This window comes from Bradyrhizobium sp. U531, assembly GCF_051710265.1.
Lineage (GTDB): Bacteria > Pseudomonadota > Alphaproteobacteria > Rhizobiales > Xanthobacteraceae > Bradyrhizobium.
In genome coordinates, this window is the sequence record NZ_JASVEN010000001.1 from 1,465,949 (window position 1) to 1,484,184 (window position 18,236).

Here is an 18,236-nt window from a genome sequence, read left to right on the forward strand (position 1 = left end):
CCGGTAGCCTCTGCGACGGTATAGTCATTATGCTGCACCGTGACAATTGCGTACCCGCCTTCCGCGCCGGGATCCCGCCCGGCGGCACTGCCTCCCCGACTTCAGCCTGCCCGCCCCCTTCGAGAGCTCCTGTCGCATGGCCTTCCTGAACATCAACGCCACGCTCCCCGAAAAAGGCCGTGACCTCCGGCTCGACCTGTTTCGCGGCGTCGCGAACTGGGCGATCTTCCTCGATCACATCCCCGACAACGTCGTGAACTGGATCACGACGCGCAATTACGGCTTTTCCGACGCCGCCGATCTGTTCGTCTTCATCTCCGGCTACACGGCCTCCTTCGTCTATGCGCGGATGATGCTGGATCGCGGTTTCATCGTCGGCGCCACGAGGCTGACCAAGCGGGTCTGGCAGCTCTATGTCGCCCACATCATCCTGTTCGTGATCTACATCGCCTCGATCAGCTATCTGGCGCTGCGCTTCGGCGATAGCGAGATGATCAACGAGTTCAACGTCGCAGGCCTCGTCGACAACGCCACCGAGACGCTGCGCCAGGGCCTGTTCCTGCGCTTCAAGCCGCTCAATCTCGATGTGCTGCCGCTCTACATCGTGCTGATGGGGCTGTTTCCGCCGGTGCTGTGGTTCATGCTGCGCAAGCCCGACGTCACGATGGTGCTGTCGATCGTGCTGTGGCTGACGGCGCGTCACTTCGGCTGGAATCTGAACGCCTATCCGGCCGGCCAGTGGTACTTCAATCCGTATTGCTGGCAGGTGCTGTTCGTGTTCGGCGCCTGGTGCGCGATGGGCGGAGCGCGACGCTCGATGACCCTGATCAACGCGCCGGTCACGCTCTATCTCTGTCTCGGCTATCTCCTGTTCGCGCTGGTCATGACCATGGCCGGCCGCTTCCCCGCCTTCGGCGGCATGTTCCCGGAATGGCTGTTCTCGGCCTTCAACCCCAATGACAAGACCAACCTCGCGCCCTACCGCTTCATCCATTTCGTCGTGATCGTGATCCTGGTGATCCGCTTCGTGCCGAAGGAATGGCCGGGGCTCGAATGGAAGGTGTTCGACCCCCTGATCGTTTGCGGCCAGCAATCGCTCGCCGTGTTCTGCGTCGGTGTGTTCCTGTCCTTCGTCGGCCATTTCGAGCTGTCGATGAGCTCGGGCTCGCTGCTCGCGCAGATCTTCGTCAGCGTCGCCGGCATCGCGATCATGACGACGGTGGCCTATTACATCTCGTGGTCCAAGAAGCAGGACAAGCCGCTGAAGCCGCCGCCGCCGAAGCCCGCGGTAAGCGCCGCGAAGGCCGCCTGAGCCGAGAAGCTCAGCCGTTCGGAGCGCGCCGTTCGCGGGGCGCTGCGGTTGTCCTGGCGTCCAGGGCCAAGATCGTTTCTGATTGACTTGGGTCAACCGGGGACCGCGCGGGCCGGCCTAGTGTCGTTGCGACACGCGCCGTCGACAGATGTCGGCGGCCTCCCCTCGGACAAGGCCCCAGCACATGCCCTCTCATTTTCACGCCGTCGTCTGGATCGACCATTCGCAGGCCAGGATCTTCCATCTCGGCCTGAGCGGCTCCGACGAAGTCACGTTGCATCCGCAACTGGCGACGCGCCACCTTCACCACAAGGCCAATGCAGTCGGCAGCGGCCATGCCGCCCCCAACAAGGCGTTCTATACGGAAGTGAGCAAAGCCCTTGCCGATGCCGGCGAGATCCTCATCATCGGTCCGGCGGGCGCGAAGACGGAGCTTGCCAGCCACATTCGCGAGCACGCGCCCGCGATTGCCAACCGGATTGCCGCGGTGGAAGCGGCCGATCATCCCTCGGACGCTGAAATCGTCGCCTATGCGAAGCGTCACTTCAAGCTGCCGCTGCCGCGCGTGCAGGCACACGGATAGGCCGCGTCCTCGGCGATCACCGAACGCGCGATGACGGATCATCGCGCGTCAGGCGGCTTCCTCGCCGTCGAACTCGGTGAACTTCTTGTAGATCCAGTCCCGGCCGTCATGGCGGCGCCAGACCTTGCCGTAGACGAGCTGCCCGTTGATCGAGCGGCGCGGCACGATCACCGTCCAGAGATGCCAGATCTCGCTCCAGCTCGATTGCGGACCGACGGTTCGGAGAGGGCGATCGAAGGACATGACGCAGAACTCACTGACGCAGAAAATGCTTGCGCAGAACTCATCTGCGCTGACCACAATGGATGCGAACGCCGCGCCGATTTGTGATCTTGTGTGAGCGCGGATTGCAGGCCCCTCGGGAGCCAGGATCGATTTGATAGCGATCGCCCGCACAGCCGCAACAGGCGCGCATCCTTAACCTAACCGATCAACCTTACTTCCCGTGGCTTGCCCGGCCGGAACGGTTGAAAGCCCGCGCCGATCAATCTAGAATGCTTGCGCGATTTGAGAATGACCGCGCCGCATTGGGCGCGGACGATTGATTGAGCTGACGTCAATTTTGCATTTGAATTTTCAAGACTATTCGTCGGGGCGCCCACCATGAATTTGCCGCCAATGAATTTGCAATGGGCGCGTCTGCGCCTGGCGCTGCGATCGGCGCCAACTGCGCCCGTCGCGAGTACGCCGGCGCAGGATCTGCCGAAAGCCGCCAACGACAATCAGATGGTCTGGCCGTTCGTCCCGTTCCCGCCGGGCTGGCACGCCTCAGGCTGAGCGGCCCGATCCCGCAGACATGCCCTTCGGAAAAGCGCAACGCCGCGCAAGCGGAATATCATCGCTTGGCGGCGTCCGTTTAGACATTGGGCGCTGAAATCCCCAACACATATAGGTCTATGGCGACAGCCAAAGGTTCGATGACGCCTGGGTCATTCTGACCGGCGTTGCTCAAATGCCGGCGCTGGACGCCGCCTGGCCATTGGCTTGAAGCGCCCCTTGCGCGTTGTAGGTCTGTCCCGCCTGACCGCCTTGGCTCCCTTGGCTCCCTTGCGCGCTCGCCGAGGTCTGCACTTCGGTGGTGCCGTCGGAATAGGTGATCGTCGTGGTCGTGACACCGCCGATGGTGATGGAGACCTCGCTGACGATGGTCTTGGCCGAACCGCCGCCGCCCGATCCCGTGCTGCCGCCCGCCGATTGCGAGGACGACGTGTCCGAGGTCGCCGACGTCGCTGAGGTCGAGGCTGCCGCCGAGGTCGAGGAAGCCGTGGAAGCCGATGTCGTCGCAGTCGACGCAGACGCCGTTACCGCCGCGCCGGCTGACGCAATCGCACTGATCGACATGAAGACCTCGCCTGGAGAATATCGAGCGCCGCACGTTGCACGCCCTTTCCTTCAACGCGGCAAGCGGGCGAAGCAGGCGCGGGATCTGTGCTCCGGGACGCCTGGACCCGATGCGACAGCTGCGCAAGATCGTCGCCGGCCGCGCTGGAACGCTGGCGCAGGTCAAAATCTCAAGGAAAATGAAAGGAATTCAACGTCGGGACTGGTCGGGGCAGCTGGATTCGAACCAACGACCTGCAGTACCCAAAACTGCCGCGCTACCAGGCTGCGCTATACCCCGAATGTCCGGCGAGCCCCGTCGATACACGCTTCCAAAGGCGCCAGCAAGCTTGCAAACCGGCGCCGGCAAGGCTGGCAACGCCGGCCGACTGCCTGCCCTATTTGCTGCTGAACAGCGGGTGGCCGACGCGATCGCCGGGGCGGATACCGTATTTCTGCGCCGTTCCCGCCACCACCTCCAGCACGGCCCGGGCGGGCCCCCGGGACGAGATGATCTTGGTCGACATCGGCTCGGTGTTCTCGGCGATGCGCAGGACACGGCCGCTGGCGCTGATGAAAATCATGTCGAGCGAGACATAGGTGTTCTTCATCCACATCGAGATTTCCTGCTCGGGATTGAAGTCGAACAGCATGCCTTTGCCGTCCGCCAGCTCCTTGCGGTACATCAGGCCGGTCTGCTTCTCCTCCTCTGTCGTCGCCATCTCCACCGAGAACACCTGCACGCCGTTCTTGGTGACGATCTCGAGCGGCTGGAAGCTGGCGGCGCCAGCGGGCAAGCTCGCGGCGACGACACAGCCGGAGACGACAAGGATGGCGGCAAGCCAGCCCTTCAGAGCGGACCAGACGGCCTTTCGATTAGAATTCATGGGGAACACTCGAGGCGTGGGACTGGGCCAGTCCTACGCGGCGGTCGGCGGAAAAGCCAGAGGCGCGCCGGGCTGCCGGCGCGCCTCTGCTCACGATTACGGGATTGGAAGCTCGCGCGTCATCCGAACGCGCGCCTGATCGCAGCTAGTGCGATTGCAGGCCCGGCGATCCAGTCTCGGGATGGATCTCGGCTGCCATCATGCCCTTGGAGCCGGGCCCGAAGCGGACCAGGACGTACTGGCCGGGCCGCAGCTCGGTCATGCCGAAGCGGCGCAGCGTCTCCATGTGCACGAAGATGTCGGGCGTGCCCTCACCGCAGGTCAGGAAGCCGAAGCCGCGCAGCCGGTTGAACCATTTGACCTGGGCTCGTTCCAGCCCGCTGGTCGCGGTGACCGTGACATGGGTGCGCGGCGGCAGCATCTGCGCCGGATGGATCGCGGTCGACTCGTCCATCGAGACGACGCGGAACGCCTGGTAACCCTTGGCGCGCTGAATACACTCGACGACGATGCGGGCGCCTTCATAGGCGGTCTGGAAGCCATCGCGCCTAAGCACGGTAACGTGCAGGAGCACGTCGGGCCAGCCATTGTCGGGAACGATGAAGCCGTAGCCTTTGGATGCGTCGAACCATTTGATGACGCCGTGCACTTCGACGAGATTGGCGCTGGCCTCACCCAGTCCGCTGAAGGGACTGAGCCCGCTGTCGCGACCGGCACCGCCGTGTTCGCCCGGCGTGATCCGCCCGGACGATACTCCCTGCCCGGGAACCCCGAGCTTTTTGGACTCAAATCCGTCCGACGACCCCATAACCCCGGACCCCACACTGTCATGCGACCCGCCTCAGCAGCGGTGTCGAATCACGCGTCTTTAGAGAATCTTCTCAACTCGACGCGACGCGAATCTTTCGACTCAAAAGATAACACTCCCGGTTGCGAGGCATAGACAAAAAAGAGATTCGCCGGAACCTATGAACAGCTTGCACAGCCGCGAATCAAATTGCTGCCTCAATTACCGACAAAGGGCCCAAGGGTTTCGCCGATGTCGTGGTGGATGACAAGGTCGGCGATGTCGTCCTGTTCGGTCGGCTCGCGATTGATGATCACCAAACGCGCACCCGCTTCCTTCGCCATCATCGGAAAGCCCGCCGCAGGCCACACTACGAGCGAGGAACCGATCGCGATGAAGAGGTCGCAGGCCTGCGAAAGCGCCGTTGCGCGCTGCATTTCGTCATCGGGCATCATCTGACCGAAGGAGATCGTCGCGGTCTTCACCGGCTCGTCGCAGGCCGTGCAGTTGGGCGCGCCCTCCTCCTCGAAGCGTTGCTTCACCCAGTCGAGCGGATAGGCCTGCCCGCATCCGATGCAGCGCGCATAAGTGGTATTGCCGTGAAGTTCAATCACGTGCTCGCCGGCGATGCCGGAGGCCTGGTGCAGATTGTCGATGTTCTGGGTGATGACGGCGGGAACCTTGCCGGCGCGGTAGAGCGAGGCCAGCGCGCGATGGCCACGGCCGGGCTTCGCGGCCGCGAACACCTCTTCCATCGCGAAGCGGCGACGCCAGGATTCATCCCGCGCCTCCCGGCTCGCGACGAACTCACCGAATTCGATCGGACGATAGCGCGTCCAAATTCCGCCCGGCGAGCGAAAGTCGGGAATGCCGCATTCGGTCGAGATGCCCGCCCCGGTGAACGGCACGATGACTTTGGCCGCGGCGATCATGTCGCCGAGCTTTTCGACGCCGCTCTGAAGATCCGATGCAATCAATTACGCGGCCTCCGATTCGGACTTGCCTGCCAGCACCATGCGCAAGCGGCAAGATTGTTGACGCTGTTATCAAGCGCTAACAGGAGGCGCTCGGCAATTTCTTCCGACCTTCGCTTATCACAATCCTGCAATGCCTCCTCCCCATTGACGCCCCATTCAGGAGCACCAATGGATGTGTGAATGCGACTCAACGGATGCGGCGGCAGTGCTTGAGTTGAGTTAGTAAACCCGAGGGGATGGCCATGACAGCAGACGAAGAACGCAAAGCCCGTGAGCGCGACGAAATCGCCGCCCGTGTCGCCGCCTTCCGTGCTACGCAGGAAAAATTCAAGCGCGAGCGCGAAGAGTATTTCGTGTCTACGCTGGAAAACGCCCGCAAGGTCGAACGGCCCTCGCTTTGGCCGTGAGACGGTCCTTATCATTGCGCATGAAAAAAGCCCGGAGCATCGCTCCGGGCTTTTCGCTTTCCTTGGTTGTTACCAATGGCGCCAGTGGCGATGGTGCCGGTAGTACGGTCCACCACCATAATAGGCGTACGGGCCAGGCCCGTAGTAATAGCCGGGGCCGTCATAATAGCCGTAGCCCGGGCCATAGCCGTACCCGTAGGGCCGGGATGCTGCCACCGCGCCTGCGGTGATGGCGCCGGCGGCAAGGCCAAATGCGAGGCCCGGACCGATGCCGCGCCCGCGCGCCTCAGCAGGCGCAGGAGCCGCAACCGCGGTCACGCCGACGGCTGCAACGGTGGCCAGGACTGCCAAAGTCTTCTTCATGCTCTCCTCCTTCGCGTCTTGCAGAGATAACGGCGAGCGCCTGCGATAGTTGCGCACATGCGGCGGAACCTGCGGCTACAAAATTATCGATATCGCTGGAACGAAATCGGCGGGTGCAGATTTAACCTTCAAGTGCGGGAGCCTCCGCCATCCGGGTTGAGGCAACAGCACGAAGACCCCGTCAGCATCCCCACGATGCTGGCGGGGTTTTCAGTTTCACGGGAGCGCGTGGCAGCAGAAGATGATGGCTGCCAGCGGGGCGGAGATCGAGGAGGAAGACTTGCCGTTATCCGCTTTGCTGTCGCGCATCCGCAGGCTGGTTCCGAAATCCGGTGATCGGCATTACGACGAGATCGTTCGCAGCTTCGGGGTCGGCGCGTTGCGCCCGCCGCCGACGCCGATGAGCGACCGCGAACTGTCGCGCGCCATTGCCGAGTTCCTCAAAGAGCGGCCGTCGAGCGAATCCGTGGCGACCCTCGGCCGCCGTCTCGATCCCTCCTCTCCGCTCTGAGGTTCCCCGAAAGGACGGAACCGGACTTGCGCGCGCACGTTGGGCTCGTCCTCACGCAGAGAGGATGAGGCCGACATGCCCGCGTGGCTCGAAGTTTTGCTCAATCTGTCCGGCTATGCCGGCTTCGTGGCGCTCGCTTCGCGCGGCTCCACCATCCCGGATGTGCCGGGCGACGGTCGCATCTATCGCGACGAGCGCTAATTGGCGTGCGCGGCCTGACCTGCCGTGCGCACCAACCGGTCGGCCTTGACCGCAACGCGCGTGTCCTCGGCCTGCGGCCGCAGCGAGAAGCTGATCACCACGAAAGCCAGGCAGAACAGCGTGCCGACGATGGCCACGCGGCGATAGGTGTGCCGGTCGCCTTGATAAAATGACGGCTCTGAAAAAGGTGTCATGGCAAAATTGCTTCTGGGCAAAGTCGTTTCTTGCTTGTCGTTGCCAAACACCTATCCCAAGCAGCGGCAAGCGCAATGCGATTGGGCTTTTAACCTAACCGAATAGGGTTATCGGCATCCGCGCAAACTCTCGTTAGGAATTGACGGGCGCTTCCGATTGCGGTGAGCAGCGACCGCTCTGCGCAAAGCCGAAGCTCCCCGCGCACCGCCAACCGGCTTTGTTCCAGCTTCGACACCATTTCGTTCTCGAAGAACGAATCGGACTCCAGGAAATCGGCGCGGAGCAGCCCTTAACAAATCGTGGAAGTCGCACGGGCGATGATCGTCAGCTCGCATCAGGAGACGACGTGTCAGGCGACTTCGGTGGCGGCACTTGCGGCACCGACGGCTTGCCTTCGCGCAAGCGAGGATGGCGATCGTACCAGAACACTTTTGCGATCTCGGCAAGAAACCAGCACTCGTCCATGGCGATCTCCTTCGCCTCACTCCTTACGGAAGAGGCGCAGGCTCGACTGTGCGAAGCCTCACGCTGTCTCGTTCTGACACGAAGAGCCGCGTCGATAATCCCAAGCGCGACTTGTTCTGCATCCGACTCCATTTCGTTCTCGAAGAACGAATCGGAGTCGGAAAAATCAGCGCGAAGCGATTCCTAACGATCGATGAAAGCGTGCGTCGTCACGTCTTCAACTGCAGGACTCATCGTCGGTGCGATCCTCGGCGACAGGAATTTCGAAGCGACCGCAAACACGATGACGATCTCGCGGCAAGGTTCGCATCGAAAGCTGTTGCCGGAGGTCGCGGTCATCGGCTTGGCGCATCGCGGGCATGTCATGCAGGCCGAACGCTGACAGTACATGTTCGTTCCTGCGTGCTCATCCCCGGGCAATCATCGCGGCCACGTCGACGCCGACCTGAGATGGATCGTGTCGTGTCCTCGCGTCACAACGAAGCCGCTCGACCAGGCGCGCCGCCTGGCACGGGACGCGCCTGCTGGCATCTCGTTGGCGTTCGCCGGCGCCGATCAGGCCGCCCGCTTCGCTGTGCCCTTTTCCGAGAAGCATTCCAGGATCTGAATGCGCAGCTCCTCCGCGGCCGGGCCCTCGACCTTCCTGAGCTGGTTCCAGAGCCTGATCACTTCGCGCTGCTTTTCGACAGTCATGAGTCACCTCCCAAGCGGTTCAACCAAGTGGTCCAACTGGAGCAACTCACTAGAACAAAAGAAGAACGAAAAGTCCAGCCCCAGGACGCGTTTTTCCTGATGATGTCGCGTTGAACCTTTTCGGCGCCGCACGGACCTATGGAAGCTGGGGATTTCAGCGCCCAGTCGTATATGGCAGCGCCGCAGTGGACGAACATATTCCGTCACCGCGGCGCTGTTGCCTTTTGGATTTTCAACCTTAAGTTAGAGCCATGGCTGACGGCCAGGCGCTGAAATCCCAACGCCGTCGGTCAGAAGAACCCCGTGCGAAAGCGCGGGGTTTTTCTTGTGCAGCTATGGCGGACTGAACGGCGCGGCTTGCCGTGGCATTTCGGGAACGGGTTTTCCCTCGTTCGCATTATCAGGCGGAATGAATCGGTGCGGCCTGTCGCGCGTCAGCGGGCCAACACCCGCACCGCGCTTGAATGATCGAGGCGCCGATGATCTGCGAATTCTGTGAAGCCGCGATTCCGATCGGGCTTTCGGTCTGCCCGGCGTGCGGGAAGCCGCAGAGCGCGCCCGGAGAGACCGGCCGGCGCGCGCTGTGGTTCCTGCTGATCGTGGTGGTCATGTTCGGCGTCGCCGTCGCCGAGCATCACCTGTTCGTCGACAAATGATCGCTGCGCCGGACGAGCCGGCCGCAACGATGTCGCCGGTCTCAGACGGCGTCCTTGGCAACCTTCAGCGGCGAGGCCTTCACCGACTTGCTCGCGGGCTTGGCCGCAAACTGCATCGGCTCCTTGGTGAAGGGATTGACGCCCATGCGAGCTTCGGTCGCCGGCTTGTTCACCACCGACATCTTCACGAAGCCGGGAATGACGAACTCGCCGGACTCGTTCAGCTCCTTGTAGCCGACCGTGGCCATGTACTCGATCACGGACTTCACGTCGTTCTTCGAAAGCTGCGTGCCTTCGGCAATTGCATCAATCAATTGGGTCTTCGTCATCTTCGCCATGTCTGAATTCCTTTGAAGGGTGCGCGCGAATAACTCTGCTGTGACGCGGCCGGACCGCGGAGGCGCGCTTCTGATTCATGCCAGAGGTCATGAAGTGACCGGGCTTAGAGCCTATCGAGGCCGAAAACGCAAGCAGGGGTTCTCCCGGGGTTCCTACTTCCTGTGCAAGATGCCGCAGGGACACGCGATTTCCTTTTGAACCATTTTGCCGCTGGCGCGTCTTATCTATGAAGTCCCCAAGCTTCACCCCACCAGAAAGCCCCGCTTCCCCCAGGCGGGGTTTTCGCTTTTGGGCATGGCAGAACGTTGCGGCGGCCTGTAATGATCTGAAGGTTTCTCGTGGGGTACTCATGAAGGTCGCCATCGTCCTCGCAGGTTTGATCGTCGTCGCCGTCGCAGCCCTCGTCGCGATCCAGCCGAGCTTCCTGAAGCCCGCATCCCTCGCCGTCGTGAAGAAGTCGGACATCTTCGGCTTCTCGCCCGGGATGACATTCGACGAAACCAAAAAGCTCGTTGGTCAACGTCACTATCTCTGCCGCCAGGGCCGGGACGCGACCACGCTCGAATGCGACATCAACGGCGCCAAGGTTGCGGTGGACAGCGACGAGACCGATGCCAGGCGCCCGATCTGGCGCGTCAATGCGACGCTGAACAATCCGGGGGCCGAGGAAGCGGCCGTCAAATCGATCTCCGAGCAGTTCAACGCGCAAGCGATCAAGGGCCGCGAGGGATGGACATGGATCGTCGGACGCGGGCTCAGGCTGAGCTATGACGGCCTCGCCTTGACCCTCGTGGATGAGGCCGCCGAGGCCCGGCTCCGCAAGATCGAAGCCAAACGCTAGAGCGTGAAGTCACCTCGTCGTGAAACTTGTGGCTCGACCCGCCTTGTTGACACTTCAGTAACCCAACGCCGCCAAGCTCTAACCAGTATCGTTGCGTTGGAGTACCCCCACAGTGCTGGATTTTGACGAGCTGCGTGAACTCGCAGCCGATGTTCGTGTTTTTGTCGAGCTCGCCGAAGACAAGGCCGAAGCGCTCAGAGCGGTCATTGCGGCCTATGACGTGGTGCTGGCGATCTTCCCCAGCGACGATGGCATGGGCATCCATGTCATCAAGGGCAAGCAGATCCTGGACACGCTTGCAAACTCGAGGACCCATGCGGTCTACAGCCATACGGCGATCGCAGTCCCCGATCTCCAGCATGCGCAGGCGCTCAAGCTGCTGACGGCCCCGGTCGAGCAACGGATTGCCGCCTAGTTACGGACGACGAAGACCTCGGCCTCGCGCTGTCGTTCGCGAGGCTGCCGAGGGCGCGATCAGCGCAGCCGGTTGACGATCTGAAGCGGGATCCACGATCCCGCCACCATCAGGATCGCGATCACGGCGACCACGACGTATTTCAGCGGATGTTGCGACGAGGCGAGCGAGCCTTCGAGGTGAAGATGCGGGAGGATCGTCTCCATGGCCATTCCAACGAGGGCAATGGCCGTCAATCCGCCAACGATTGACGCGAAGAGATTGACGATCCATCCGATCGCCCCGCGCCGGTTCGACCAGGCCTCGTAGATCGGAACCGCCAGCGTCACGATGACGAAGACCAGCATGAAGCTCATCGACCCGCCGACGCTCGACGTCGGGCCGAAGACCTCCAGCAGAAGCATGGCTGCCACTGCAAGCAGCGTGATCGTCTTCACGGCGCTCCCCTCATCCGTGCCCCAGCAACAAGACCACCGAGCCGATCGCGATACAGGCAAGGCCGAAGACGGCCGTCGCGATCTCGACGGCGTTCTCCAGGCCGAAGAATCTGACGACGGCGCTCCAGGCGGCAGACAAGAGAATCTCGACGATCGCGCTGAGCAGGGCTTGAAGCATAGGAATTGGTCGCGCCGGCGGAGTTGCGGTTCAACCTCGCCTCCGGGGGCAGCCCGGACTGTTCTGTGAGCGGCTGACGCGAAGGGTGGACTTGTCTTGCTGTCGTGCCCATCAGCGTGGCGGCACCAAGGGCACGCTCGGCCTTCCCGTGACGGCGGGCTTTCGCGTTAGCCTCCGCCTGATCGAGAAGAACAGCTCGACCGCGATCTCGAAGATGGCCGTGGCGTAGAAATCCATCACGACTTCCTCAGCGCGATTGCGCCGGCGCAGCCCCCCACCGCCAGCAGAACGAAGAGCGGGGCGCTGAGATATCCGCCGCGCATGGCCTGAAGGCTGGCGAGAACGAGCAAGGCGATCACGGCGTATCGCATGACACACTCCTTTCATGGGAGCGTGCCGATATCTGCGTGTCCGCGCCGTGACCGGCGTCACGGTTGTCTGACGCAGGGCGCCACGCCCGCTCGACCAGGCCTCGCAAGAGCGATAGCCGGCATTCTGCGCGCGCAATCCGTGGCGCGTCCCGGTCTCACGCACAATTGCCAGCGCCCCCTGCCCCTCTCTCCACTTTCCTGCTATCTCCTTCCCGCCGTCCCGGCCCAAGACAAAACCTCCACCCCCAGGGAGCAACAACCATGCGATACCTCCACACCATGCTGCGCGTGCGCAATCTCGATGTCGCGCTGAAATTCTATGTCGATGCTTTCGGGCTGAAGGAGGTGCGGCGGATCGAGAACGACAAGGGGCGCTTCACGCTGGTGTTCCTGTGCTCGTCGGACGATCTGGAGGCATTGAAGAAGCAGCCGCAGACGCGCGGCGCGCCGCTGGTCGAGCTGACCTGGAATTGGGACGAGGAGAAATACGGCGAGGACCGCTTCTTCGGCCATCTCGCCTATGAGGTCGATGACATCTACGCCACCTGCGAGAAGCTGCAGAAGGCCGGCGTCACCATCAACCGTCCCCCGCGCGACGGCAACATGGCCTTCGTGCGCTCACCGGACCTGCACTCGATCGAGCTGCTGCAGAAGGGCGATCCGAAGCCGCCGCAGGAGCCCTGGGCCTCCATGCCGAACACCGGTCACTGGTAGGCCCCGCGCCATTGGAACAAGCCTTCGCCGCCCGCGTTCACTCCCAGACAATGCGATTGGAGGAGGAAACCATGGGACGCGGAATCTTGTTGTGGCTGCTGGGCGTGCCGATCCCGGTGATCATTCTGTTGTGGCTGTTCTTCGGCCGCTGATCGACCAGTTCAGTGTGTTTGTGAAAGCTCCGCCTATGGCGGAGCTTTTTGCATGAGAGGCTCGGCGCAATCGCGCATCGCTGGCGTCGTCAAATTGAGCTAGGAGACGCGCGTGTAGCCCGGATGGAGCGGAGCGCAATCGGGGCTATGACAGCAGGGATTGCCGCGGGGAGATGCTTTCATGCCTGACACCAAGCTGACGATCTGGGGCCGCGCCAATTCGGTCAACGTGCAGAAGGTGCTGTGGTGCCTGACCGAGCTTGCCCTGCCCTATGAGCGCATCGACGCCGGGATGAGTTACGGCAGGACCCGTGAGGCCGAGTATCTCGCGATGAACCCCAATGCGCGAATCCCGACGCTGGTCGAGGGCGACTTCGTGCTGTGGGAGTCCAACTCAGTCATGCGCTATCTCTGCCTCGCCCATGGAGGCGGCACGCCGATCTATCCGGAGGCGCCCAAGCAGCGCGCCTCGGTCGACCGCTGGCTCGACTGGACGCTCTCGACGGTGCAGCCGGTCGATCGCCCGGTGTTCTGGGGCATCGTGCGCACGGCGCCCGCCGAGCGCGACATGATCCAGGTGCAGCGCGATGCCGATGCCGCCGCCGAGGTCTGGGCGATCGCCGATCGCCTGCTTTCCTCGCGGCGCTTCATGGATGGCGATGCGTTCACGCTCGCCGACATCGCGCTCGGCTCCTATGCGCGGCGCTGGCTCGGCGTCGAGGGCATCAGCCGGCCGGCACAGCCGCATTTGACGCGCTGGCTCGCCGAGCTCGGCAAACGGCCCGGCTTTGCGCAACATGTCGCACCGCCGATGTCATGAGCCGTCAACGCGGCGCTTGACGGCTACTGTGCATGGGGTTGTTTTCGCGTTTTTGGTTTCGGCCTAAAGCGCGATGAGATTTGGATGAATCGTCATCGCGCTTTAGGTTGTGGTTTGCGCATGATCTTTTCGGAAAACCGCTTCGCACTTTTCCGGATCATGCTTTAGCGCCAGCCGCGCTCGACCAGCAGGACGCAGGCGATCAGCACCAGCGTCACCGCGGCGGTCGCCAGCCGCGCCGTCCAGCTGAAGCCACGGCCGACCCACCACAGCAGCGCGCAGTACATCAGAACGGGGACGACGAGTTCGAGCCGCAGCAGATCCGCCGGCATCAGCGTCTCACGGTGGTGTCGACGCTGATCGAGCCGCCGATCTTGACACAGGTCCCGGTGCCCTCGACCATGACGAAGCGCGGGCCATAGTCAGCGCAGGAGCCTGCGCGTGCCTTGCCGGCACTGCCCTTCAGCGGCACGGTCGCTCCCGCCTTCGGCTGCTCGGCAGGCGGCAGACGCAAGGCCTCCGCTGCGGCGGCGGATGTGGCGAGCAACGGGATCAGGATCAGAAGCGGCATGCGCATGGCGGCGTTCTAGCCCGGACGGCCGCCGCGCGCCATCTCGCCTTCCGCGGCTGCGATCAGATGAACTTGATGCCCGCCGACTTGCCGCGGCGCCACACCACCTGGCAGCTTCGCCCGGTGCGCGCATCGCGCGAGAAGGCCAGCCGGATCAGGCCCGGGAGCTGGCTGGCGTCCTCGTCCAGCGTGATCTTGGCGCCCGAATCCGAAATATCCTGGACCAGGCAATGCCGCGCGGCAAAACCGCCGTCGAGCGTGATCCAGGCGTGCTGCGACAGCAGCTTGCGGGCTGCGCGCTTTTTCGGCGGTGGCATTGGAAATCTCCCAGTCCAGCGCTACTCAGGGAACCCTAACAAACCGTTGAAATCGCCCCCTGATCATCCCGGAGACGGCCCTTTCCACCGGACCCAAAAGACCGTTCCGGACGGCTTGCCGGAAGCCAGAAAGGCCACTATACGTTCGCCCGCTGCAAGCCGCCGGGTCCGACTCGGCCGGCCAGTGGCCGTGCCGGGATAACGGCAGGGCCCTGCGTTTGCTCCCTTCGTCTATCGGTTAGGACGCCACCCTTTCACGGTGGAGAGAGCGGTTCGATTCCGCTAGGGAGCGCCAGCCCGCCCGGGTTCCCCCTCACCGTTGCTCCCTGAAGCTGCTTTCCACCTTCGCGCAGGCGAGCCCGACTGTATAGACGTGGATCCCCTCGATCACGCAATGGTCCGGCTTGAGCGCCAGAAGTCCCATTGAACTGTCGGCATCGAGCGCCACCGCCGATCGGACGACGATGCAGGGATAGTCGGCGCCGAGCTTTGCGTAGCTGGTGGGTCGAAAGTTGTTCTTCAGGACGTGCGTGATGCCGTTGTGGTCCAGCAGCGGGACCGTGAAGGCGCTCGCATAGGCCGCGGAGAACCTGTCCCGCATCGCCTGGTCGCCCCAGAGCTGTACCGTCATGTCCCAGCCGTGGTTCATGTCGTTCTCGGGCGCGCGCACGAACATGCTGGAGACGTTGGCGCAGGCGGGGCCTGCCGCGACCACGGCTTTCGAGAGCCGGGCTCCGATCGCGTTCGAATGCGACGCGAACAGCGCCGCGGCGCGGGCCTCGATCAGCGTTGTCGCGCTCATGACGGCGCACAGGCTGCCTGCAAGCAGGCTCGGCGCCACCGGCGGGACGGCCGGGAGCAGCCGCCTGAGCTGCACCACGACCAGAACCAGCACCCCGCCCGTCAGCACCCACGGTGCCACCATGTAATGCAGTGCGTAGTGCTTCGACGTTGCCACGAGATGCGCGACGTAGATCAGAGTGGCGGCACCGAGGTTCAGGCTGATCGGATCCCGCCAGCTCCGGCTCTTGAGGCACCAAGCCAGCGCCGCGGCCCCCGCCGCGATGTACACGCCGAACACGATCGGCGCGGCCTTGATGATCTCGGCCATGTTCGACCAGAATATCCTGAAATCTATGAACCCCGGCTCGCCCTCGCCGTAATTCCCCTTATGCGTGGCGATCTGCGCAAGCCATCCGAACCCGCGCGTGATCGTTCCCGGATTGAAGATCAGGCTGAAGCCAACGAAGCCGAGCGCCCCCGTGACCATGGCGGCGACGAAAGTGCGTCTGCTTCTGAGCAGGCAAACGGCGAACAGCGCCTGCGGCAGATAGAGATATTTGGTCGAGAAGCCGAGGGCGAAGATGACCCCGGACACGACGCCCAGCACCGTTGCCGGCGGGTGCGCATCGAGCGTCGCCTTGATCACGATCGCCATGCCGAACAGTGCGATCGCGGCCATCAGGCTTTCCGGGGCAAGCACCGTCTGGAAGTGAAAGGCATCGGAATGCACGAAGGCGCCGGCCTGGAACAGCATCGCGGCGATCGCGCTCTGCGTGGTCCGACCGACGATGAGCCCGCCGGCCAGCAGCGCACCCGTGAGCACCAGCGCCTCGCCGGTGCGCGCCGCCCATGTGATCGTGTCGTAATGCTCGAGCCCGAACGCGACGATATCCTTAGCCCCGCCGATCAGGGCCCAGCCCCTGACGATCAGCTCGACCAGCATGGTCGTGGTCGTTCCCGGGTGGTCGAATTTCAGGGAGCCGTATCCCGCAGCTGCCACCAGCCCGTTCATGGTGTACGCCGATTCCGGATCGACCTGGACGCCCCAGACGGCCTGATAGGTCGAATAGAGCAGCGTCGCCGCCAGATACAGTGACGGCACGATGAGGATCAGCAGCGTTCTGATCCTCCCGTTCACGCGGACGTCGGGGAAACAATATTGGTCTGAGATCATCGAACCGTGGCTTCCGCGGCTAGATCGCCTTGATCTTGAGGAAGGCGAACGCCACCATCTTCAGCAACATCCAGCCATGGCGGAACCTGGAGATCTGGGTCTCGCCATATGTCCGCGCGGCGTAACGGATCGGCAGATCCACCGATTTCAGGTTGAGCTTCGATGCGCCGAAGATCAGGTCGAAGTCGCCGAACGGATCGAAATCGCCGAAATAGGCCTTGCCGGCCTTCAGGCGCTGATAGTCGCTGCGGCGAAGCACCTTGGTGCCGCACAGCGTGTCGGTATAGCGCTGATTGAGCAGCCACGAGAACAGGTAGGAAAAGATCTTGTTGGCGATCAGATTGAGGAAGCGCATCGCGCCGTCGTCCATGGGATAGACAAGGCGCGAGCCATTGACGAACTCGCCCTTGCCCGCCAGCAGCGCCTCGACGAATTTCGGAATCTGCTCGGGCGGCATGGTGAGGTCGGCATCGAGAATGATCAGCACGTCGCCGCGCGCCGCGTCGAACGCCGTGAAGACGGCGTCGGCCTTGCCCTTGCCGGGCTGGCGCATCACCTTGATGTCCTTGGACGGATAGGCCTGCTTGACCCGCTCCATCTCCTCGAAGGTGCCATCCTGGCTGTGGCCTTCGACGAAGATGATCTCGATATCGCCGCAGAAGTCGGGAATTCGCCGGACCGCAGGCTCGATATTGCCGCGCTCGTTGCGCGCGGGGACGACGACGGTGGCCGACGCGAATTCTTCCCGCGCCCTGCGGCCGGACCGCGCGACCAGATAGTGCCGAAGCGCGAGTTGGCGGATTCCCGGAAGCACGCTGACGAAGCGATTGAGAAAACGCCCGAGCCCGAACATCCGCACCGGCGAGAGCACGCGCTGCTCCGACTTCACCGGATCGAAATCCGCAAGCCCGGCGAGGCTGCGCAAGTCTGCCGGCGACAGCACGTTCTGGTCCGGTTGCGGCATCCGCAGGCCCACGCGCTCGGCGAATTTCAACAGGGGATACCAGAGATGGGAGAAGTAGCCGATCACCAGCCGCGTATCCCGGGTGCAGAACGGATGCAGCTGGGCGATGAACTTCTGGCAATCCTCCACAGACCCGATCGTATCGAGCACGAGAATATAGTCGAACGGCCCTTGCAACGCATCGAGCGTCGCTGTGTCCTCGGCATCGCCTTCGACGAAGGTGAGATCGGGGTGGCGCTGCCGCGCGATCGCGGTTTGCTTGCGACAGAAATCGACGCCGACGCCATGTGACGGCGCAAGGCTCGCGAGCGTATCGCCAATGCCGCAGCCGATGTCGAGGACGCGGCTCCCCGGCGGGATCAGAAACCGGAGATAGCGTTCATCCTCTTCGTGGAAGAACCGGTTCTTCTCGCGCCATGTCACGCGATCCGCGGCAATTCGATCAGCGTGATCGAGTATGACTGCTTTCCGCGCGGACAGGCAGCCGGACACGACCGTCATGTCCATGGCAGAGTACAGGTTTCGACAGGCCTGCTCGAACTGAAATTGACTGCAAAATTTGCCGCGGCGGAAAACGCCGCAGCCATGAGAATAGACATCAATATGGTCCCCCCAGACCTGCCGGCACTCAAGCGCAACTGGGGAGCGAGATCAACAGGAAGATCGTGACACGAGATTTCTACTGGTCGTAGAGCCTCCTCCGCGGCGCCGCGAAATCAGCGCCCACGGATCGCAGAAATCCCTCAGCGGGCGTGAACCTCCCCGGCCCCGACCTCCGACCAATGGTCCGAAGGAAGCCGTCT

Annotated in this window: 31 protein-coding genes and 2 tRNA genes; 14 read left to right on the forward strand and 19 right to left on the reverse strand. The window is 63.0% G+C overall.

What is annotated here, in order from left to right; all coding sequences use genetic code 11:
• The first annotated feature begins 136 nt into the window (after positions 1-136).
• Both QRQ56_RS07170 and QRQ56_RS07175 read left to right on the forward strand, forming a co-directional pair.
• Positions 137-1,312 (forward strand): OpgC domain-containing protein, encoded by a 1,176-nt coding sequence (locus QRQ56_RS07170; RefSeq protein ID WP_438738704.1) that lies wholly within the window; start codon positions 137-139, stop codon positions 1,310-1,312.
• Positions 1,313-1,496: 184 nt separating this feature from the next.
• Complete coding sequence (locus QRQ56_RS07175) at positions 1,497-1,895, forward strand: translational machinery protein (RefSeq protein WP_438740105.1); 399 nt, start codon at positions 1,497-1,499, stop codon at positions 1,893-1,895.
• Between the two features lie 48 nt (positions 1,896-1,943).
• Here the strand turns inward: QRQ56_RS07175 and QRQ56_RS07180 are convergent, their stop codons facing one another.
• Positions 1,944-2,138, reverse strand: coding sequence for a hypothetical protein (locus QRQ56_RS07180; protein WP_438738705.1), 195 nt, complete (start codon positions 2,136-2,138; stop codon positions 1,944-1,946).
• A gap of 360 nt (positions 2,139-2,498) precedes the next feature.
• Between QRQ56_RS07180 and QRQ56_RS07185 the strand changes: the two genes are divergently transcribed.
• Positions 2,499-2,672: a hypothetical protein gene (locus QRQ56_RS07185; RefSeq protein WP_438738706.1), complete on the forward strand. Its 174-nt coding sequence runs from the start codon at positions 2,499-2,501 to the stop codon at positions 2,670-2,672.
• A 171-nt stretch (positions 2,673-2,843) separates the two neighbouring features.
• Here QRQ56_RS07185 and QRQ56_RS07190 read toward each other — a convergent pair whose 3' ends face one another.
• The 5 genes from QRQ56_RS07190 to QRQ56_RS07210 all read right to left on the reverse strand — a co-directional run bounded on the left by QRQ56_RS07190 (position 2,844) and on the right by QRQ56_RS07210 (position 5,866).
• Complete coding sequence (locus QRQ56_RS07190; protein WP_438738708.1) at positions 2,844-3,236, reverse strand: hypothetical protein; 393 nt, start codon at positions 3,234-3,236, stop codon at positions 2,844-2,846.
• 203 nt (positions 3,237-3,439) lie between these two features.
• Positions 3,440-3,516: transfer RNA gene (locus tag QRQ56_RS07195), tRNA-Pro, on the reverse strand.
• Between the two features lie 97 nt (positions 3,517-3,613).
• Positions 3,614-4,102: a DUF192 domain-containing protein gene (locus QRQ56_RS07200; RefSeq protein WP_438738710.1), complete on the reverse strand. Its 489-nt coding sequence runs from the start codon at positions 4,100-4,102 to the stop codon at positions 3,614-3,616.
• A 145-nt stretch (positions 4,103-4,247) separates the two neighbouring features.
• Positions 4,248-4,910 (reverse strand): cold-shock protein, encoded by a 663-nt coding sequence (locus QRQ56_RS07205; protein ID WP_438738712.1) that lies wholly within the window; start codon positions 4,908-4,910, stop codon positions 4,248-4,250.
• A gap of 197 nt (positions 4,911-5,107) precedes the next feature.
• Positions 5,108-5,866, reverse strand: a complete 759-nt coding sequence (locus tag QRQ56_RS07210) for an SIR2 family NAD-dependent protein deacylase (RefSeq protein WP_438738714.1) — start codon at positions 5,864-5,866, stop codon at positions 5,108-5,110.
• A gap of 242 nt (positions 5,867-6,108) precedes the next feature.
• Here QRQ56_RS07210 and QRQ56_RS07215 point away from each other — a divergent pair, with 242 nt between their 5' ends.
• Entirely contained in the window at positions 6,109-6,273 is a 165-nt protein-coding gene (locus tag QRQ56_RS07215) for a hypothetical protein (protein WP_438738715.1), read from the forward strand.
• 69 nt (positions 6,274-6,342) lie between these two features.
• Here the strand turns inward: QRQ56_RS07215 and QRQ56_RS07220 are convergent, their stop codons facing one another.
• Positions 6,343-6,636 (reverse strand): hypothetical protein, encoded by a 294-nt coding sequence (locus QRQ56_RS07220; protein WP_438738716.1) that lies wholly within the window; start codon positions 6,634-6,636, stop codon positions 6,343-6,345.
• Positions 6,637-6,880: 244 nt separating this feature from the next.
• Between QRQ56_RS07220 and QRQ56_RS07225 the strand changes: the two genes are divergently transcribed.
• Together QRQ56_RS07225 and QRQ56_RS07230 are read left to right on the forward strand one after the other, a co-directional pair.
• Entirely contained in the window at positions 6,881-7,147 is a 267-nt protein-coding gene (locus QRQ56_RS07225) for a hypothetical protein (RefSeq protein ID WP_438740106.1), read from the forward strand.
• Positions 7,148-7,222: 75 nt separating this feature from the next.
• Positions 7,223-7,348: a hypothetical protein gene (locus QRQ56_RS07230; RefSeq protein ID WP_438738718.1), complete on the forward strand. Its 126-nt coding sequence runs from the start codon at positions 7,223-7,225 to the stop codon at positions 7,346-7,348.
• Here QRQ56_RS07230 and QRQ56_RS07235 read toward each other — a convergent pair.
• The 3 genes from QRQ56_RS07235 to QRQ56_RS07245 form a co-directional block, all read right to left on the reverse strand.
• On the reverse strand, positions 7,345-7,542 hold the full coding sequence (locus QRQ56_RS07235; RefSeq protein WP_438738720.1) for a hypothetical protein: 198 nt from the start codon (positions 7,540-7,542) through the stop codon (positions 7,345-7,347). The two genes, QRQ56_RS07230 and QRQ56_RS07235, sit on opposite strands and share 4 nt — an antisense overlap.
• A gap of 325 nt (positions 7,543-7,867) precedes the next feature.
• Positions 7,868-8,008 carry a hypothetical protein gene (locus QRQ56_RS07240; protein ID WP_438738722.1) on the reverse strand — a complete coding sequence of 47 codons (141 nt, stop codon included), beginning with the start codon at positions 8,006-8,008 and terminating at the stop codon, positions 7,868-7,870.
• A gap of 555 nt (positions 8,009-8,563) precedes the next feature.
• Positions 8,564-8,701, reverse strand: coding sequence for a hypothetical protein (locus QRQ56_RS07245; protein WP_438738723.1), 138 nt, complete (start codon positions 8,699-8,701; stop codon positions 8,564-8,566).
• 464 nt (positions 8,702-9,165) lie between these two features.
• Here QRQ56_RS07245 and QRQ56_RS07250 point away from each other — a divergent pair, with 464 nt between their 5' ends.
• A complete protein-coding gene (locus QRQ56_RS07250) occupies positions 9,166-9,357 on the forward strand; it encodes a hypothetical protein (RefSeq protein ID WP_438738724.1) in 192 nt (63 codons plus the stop codon).
• 41 nt (positions 9,358-9,398) lie between these two features.
• Here QRQ56_RS07250 and QRQ56_RS07255 read toward each other — a convergent pair whose 3' ends face one another.
• Positions 9,399-9,695, reverse strand: a complete 297-nt coding sequence (locus QRQ56_RS07255; protein WP_018323108.1) for an HU family DNA-binding protein — start codon at positions 9,693-9,695, stop codon at positions 9,399-9,401.
• Between the two features lie 350 nt (positions 9,696-10,045).
• On the opposite strand from QRQ56_RS07255, the gene QRQ56_RS07260 reads away from it, so the two are divergent.
• On the forward strand, positions 10,046-10,537 hold the full coding sequence (locus QRQ56_RS07260) for a hypothetical protein (RefSeq protein ID WP_438738726.1): 492 nt from the start codon (positions 10,046-10,048) through the stop codon (positions 10,535-10,537).
• Between the two features lie 112 nt (positions 10,538-10,649).
• Positions 10,650-10,952, forward strand: coding sequence for a hypothetical protein (locus QRQ56_RS07265; protein WP_438738727.1), 303 nt, complete (start codon positions 10,650-10,652; stop codon positions 10,950-10,952).
• Positions 10,953-11,011: 59 nt separating this feature from the next.
• Here the strand turns inward: QRQ56_RS07265 and QRQ56_RS07270 are convergent, their stop codons facing one another.
• Both QRQ56_RS07270 and QRQ56_RS07275 read right to left on the reverse strand, forming a co-directional pair.
• Positions 11,012-11,389, reverse strand: coding sequence for a hypothetical protein (locus tag QRQ56_RS07270; protein WP_438738728.1), 378 nt, complete (start codon positions 11,387-11,389; stop codon positions 11,012-11,014).
• Between the two features lie 10 nt (positions 11,390-11,399).
• Positions 11,400-11,567, reverse strand: a complete 168-nt coding sequence (locus tag QRQ56_RS07275) for a hypothetical protein (RefSeq protein ID WP_438738730.1) — start codon at positions 11,565-11,567, stop codon at positions 11,400-11,402.
• 91 nt (positions 11,568-11,658) lie between these two features.
• Between QRQ56_RS07275 and QRQ56_RS07280 the strand changes: the two genes are divergently transcribed.
• Positions 11,659-11,796: a hypothetical protein gene (locus QRQ56_RS07280; protein WP_438738731.1), complete on the forward strand. Its 138-nt coding sequence runs from the start codon at positions 11,659-11,661 to the stop codon at positions 11,794-11,796.
• Between the two features lie 7 nt (positions 11,797-11,803).
• Here QRQ56_RS07280 and QRQ56_RS07285 read toward each other — a convergent pair whose 3' ends face one another.
• Entirely contained in the window at positions 11,804-11,938 is a 135-nt protein-coding gene (locus tag QRQ56_RS07285) for a hypothetical protein (RefSeq protein WP_438738733.1), read from the reverse strand.
• A 261-nt stretch (positions 11,939-12,199) separates the two neighbouring features.
• On the opposite strand from QRQ56_RS07285, the gene QRQ56_RS07290 reads away from it, so the two are divergent.
• The 3 genes from QRQ56_RS07290 to QRQ56_RS07300 all read left to right on the forward strand — a co-directional run bounded on the left by QRQ56_RS07290 (position 12,200) and on the right by QRQ56_RS07300 (position 13,624).
• Positions 12,200-12,652, forward strand: a complete 453-nt coding sequence (locus tag QRQ56_RS07290) for a VOC family protein (RefSeq protein ID WP_140479514.1) — start codon at positions 12,200-12,202, stop codon at positions 12,650-12,652.
• Between the two features lie 11 nt (positions 12,653-12,663).
• Positions 12,664-12,804, forward strand: coding sequence for a hypothetical protein (locus QRQ56_RS07295; protein ID WP_438738735.1), 141 nt, complete (start codon positions 12,664-12,666; stop codon positions 12,802-12,804).
• Between the two features lie 181 nt (positions 12,805-12,985).
• Positions 12,986-13,624 (forward strand): glutathione S-transferase family protein, encoded by a 639-nt coding sequence (locus QRQ56_RS07300; RefSeq protein WP_438738737.1) that lies wholly within the window; start codon positions 12,986-12,988, stop codon positions 13,622-13,624.
• Between the two features lie 164 nt (positions 13,625-13,788).
• On the opposite strand, the gene QRQ56_RS07305 is transcribed toward QRQ56_RS07300, so the two are convergent.
• Genes QRQ56_RS07305 through QRQ56_RS07315 form a run of 3 tightly spaced genes read right to left on the reverse strand, consistent with a single transcriptional unit; the run spans position 13,789 to position 14,512 of the window.
• Positions 13,789-13,956: a hypothetical protein gene (locus QRQ56_RS07305; protein ID WP_438738738.1), complete on the reverse strand. Its 168-nt coding sequence runs from the start codon at positions 13,954-13,956 to the stop codon at positions 13,789-13,791.
• Positions 13,956-14,201 (reverse strand): hypothetical protein, encoded by a 246-nt coding sequence (locus QRQ56_RS07310; protein WP_438738739.1) that lies wholly within the window; start codon positions 14,199-14,201, stop codon positions 13,956-13,958. The genes QRQ56_RS07305 and QRQ56_RS07310 overlap by 1 nt, the downstream gene beginning before the upstream one ends.
• Before the next feature lie 56 nt (positions 14,202-14,257).
• Complete coding sequence (locus QRQ56_RS07315; protein ID WP_438738741.1) at positions 14,258-14,512, reverse strand: PilZ domain-containing protein; 255 nt, start codon at positions 14,510-14,512, stop codon at positions 14,258-14,260.
• Between the two features lie 220 nt (positions 14,513-14,732).
• On the opposite strand from QRQ56_RS07315, the gene QRQ56_RS07320 reads away from it, so the two are divergent.
• Positions 14,733-14,807, forward strand: a tRNA-Glu gene (locus QRQ56_RS07320).
• 18 nt (positions 14,808-14,825) lie between these two features.
• On the opposite strand, the gene QRQ56_RS07325 is transcribed toward QRQ56_RS07320, so the two are convergent.
• Together QRQ56_RS07325 and QRQ56_RS07330 are read right to left on the reverse strand one after the other, a co-directional pair.
• On the reverse strand, positions 14,826-16,433 hold the full coding sequence (locus tag QRQ56_RS07325; RefSeq protein WP_438738742.1) for a hypothetical protein: 1,608 nt from the start codon (positions 16,431-16,433) through the stop codon (positions 14,826-14,828).
• Positions 16,434-16,488: 55 nt separating this feature from the next.
• The gene (locus QRQ56_RS07330; RefSeq protein ID WP_438740107.1) at positions 16,489-17,934 is read right to left on the reverse strand and encodes a glycosyltransferase; all 1,446 of its coding nucleotides are present in this window, start codon (positions 17,932-17,934) and stop codon (positions 16,489-16,491) included.
• Between the last annotated feature and the right edge of the window lie 302 nt (positions 17,935-18,236).

Bases quoted from the DNA above. Each gene is read 5' to 3' on its own strand.
- QRQ56_RS07170 (WP_438738704.1), top strand. From the start codon at position 137: ATGGCCTTCCTGAACATCAACGCCACGCTCCCCGAAAAAGGCCGTGAC.
- QRQ56_RS07175 (WP_438740105.1), top strand. From the start codon at position 1,497: ATGCCCTCTCATTTTCACGCCGTCGTCTGGATCGACCATTCGCAGGCC.
- QRQ56_RS07180 (WP_438738705.1), bottom strand. From the start codon at position 2,138: ATGTCCTTCGATCGCCCTCTCCGAACCGTCGGTCCGCAATCGAGCTGG.
- QRQ56_RS07185 (WP_438738706.1), top strand. From the start codon at position 2,499: ATGAATTTGCCGCCAATGAATTTGCAATGGGCGCGTCTGCGCCTGGCG.
- QRQ56_RS07190 (WP_438738708.1), bottom strand. From the start codon at position 3,236: ATGTCGATCAGTGCGATTGCGTCAGCCGGCGCGGCGGTAACGGCGTCT.
- QRQ56_RS07200 (WP_438738710.1), bottom strand. From the start codon at position 4,102: ATGAATTCTAATCGAAAGGCCGTCTGGTCCGCTCTGAAGGGCTGGCTT.
- QRQ56_RS07205 (WP_438738712.1), bottom strand. From the start codon at position 4,910: ATGGGGTCGTCGGACGGATTTGAGTCCAAAAAGCTCGGGGTTCCCGGG.
- QRQ56_RS07215 (WP_438738715.1), top strand. From the start codon at position 6,109: ATGACAGCAGACGAAGAACGCAAAGCCCGTGAGCGCGACGAAATCGCC.
- QRQ56_RS07220 (WP_438738716.1), bottom strand. From the start codon at position 6,636: ATGAAGAAGACTTTGGCAGTCCTGGCCACCGTTGCAGCCGTCGGCGTG.
- QRQ56_RS07225 (WP_438740106.1), top strand. From the start codon at position 6,881: ATGGCTGCCAGCGGGGCGGAGATCGAGGAGGAAGACTTGCCGTTATCC.
- QRQ56_RS07230 (WP_438738718.1), top strand. From the start codon at position 7,223: ATGCCCGCGTGGCTCGAAGTTTTGCTCAATCTGTCCGGCTATGCCGGC.
- QRQ56_RS07235 (WP_438738720.1), bottom strand. From the start codon at position 7,542: ATGACACCTTTTTCAGAGCCGTCATTTTATCAAGGCGACCGGCACACC.
- QRQ56_RS07240 (WP_438738722.1), bottom strand. From the start codon at position 8,008: ATGGACGAGTGCTGGTTTCTTGCCGAGATCGCAAAAGTGTTCTGGTAC.
- QRQ56_RS07245 (WP_438738723.1), bottom strand. From the start codon at position 8,701: ATGACTGTCGAAAAGCAGCGCGAAGTGATCAGGCTCTGGAACCAGCTC.
- QRQ56_RS07250 (WP_438738724.1), top strand. From the start codon at position 9,166: ATGATCGAGGCGCCGATGATCTGCGAATTCTGTGAAGCCGCGATTCCG.
- QRQ56_RS07255 (WP_018323108.1), bottom strand. From the start codon at position 9,695: ATGGCGAAGATGACGAAGACCCAATTGATTGATGCAATTGCCGAAGGC.
- QRQ56_RS07260 (WP_438738726.1), top strand. From the start codon at position 10,046: ATGAAGGTCGCCATCGTCCTCGCAGGTTTGATCGTCGTCGCCGTCGCA.
- QRQ56_RS07275 (WP_438738730.1), bottom strand. From the start codon at position 11,567: ATGCTTCAAGCCCTGCTCAGCGCGATCGTCGAGATTCTCTTGTCTGCC.
- QRQ56_RS07285 (WP_438738733.1), bottom strand. From the start codon at position 11,938: ATGCGATACGCCGTGATCGCCTTGCTCGTTCTCGCCAGCCTTCAGGCC.
- QRQ56_RS07290 (WP_140479514.1), top strand. From the start codon at position 12,200: ATGCGATACCTCCACACCATGCTGCGCGTGCGCAATCTCGATGTCGCG.
- QRQ56_RS07300 (WP_438738737.1), top strand. From the start codon at position 12,986: ATGCCTGACACCAAGCTGACGATCTGGGGCCGCGCCAATTCGGTCAAC.
- QRQ56_RS07305 (WP_438738738.1), bottom strand. From the start codon at position 13,956: ATGCCGGCGGATCTGCTGCGGCTCGAACTCGTCGTCCCCGTTCTGATG.
- QRQ56_RS07310 (WP_438738739.1), bottom strand. From the start codon at position 14,201: ATGCGCATGCCGCTTCTGATCCTGATCCCGTTGCTCGCCACATCCGCC.
- QRQ56_RS07315 (WP_438738741.1), bottom strand. From the start codon at position 14,512: ATGCCACCGCCGAAAAAGCGCGCAGCCCGCAAGCTGCTGTCGCAGCAC.
- QRQ56_RS07330 (WP_438740107.1), bottom strand. From the start codon at position 17,934: ATGACGGTCGTGTCCGGCTGCCTGTCCGCGCGGAAAGCAGTCATACTC.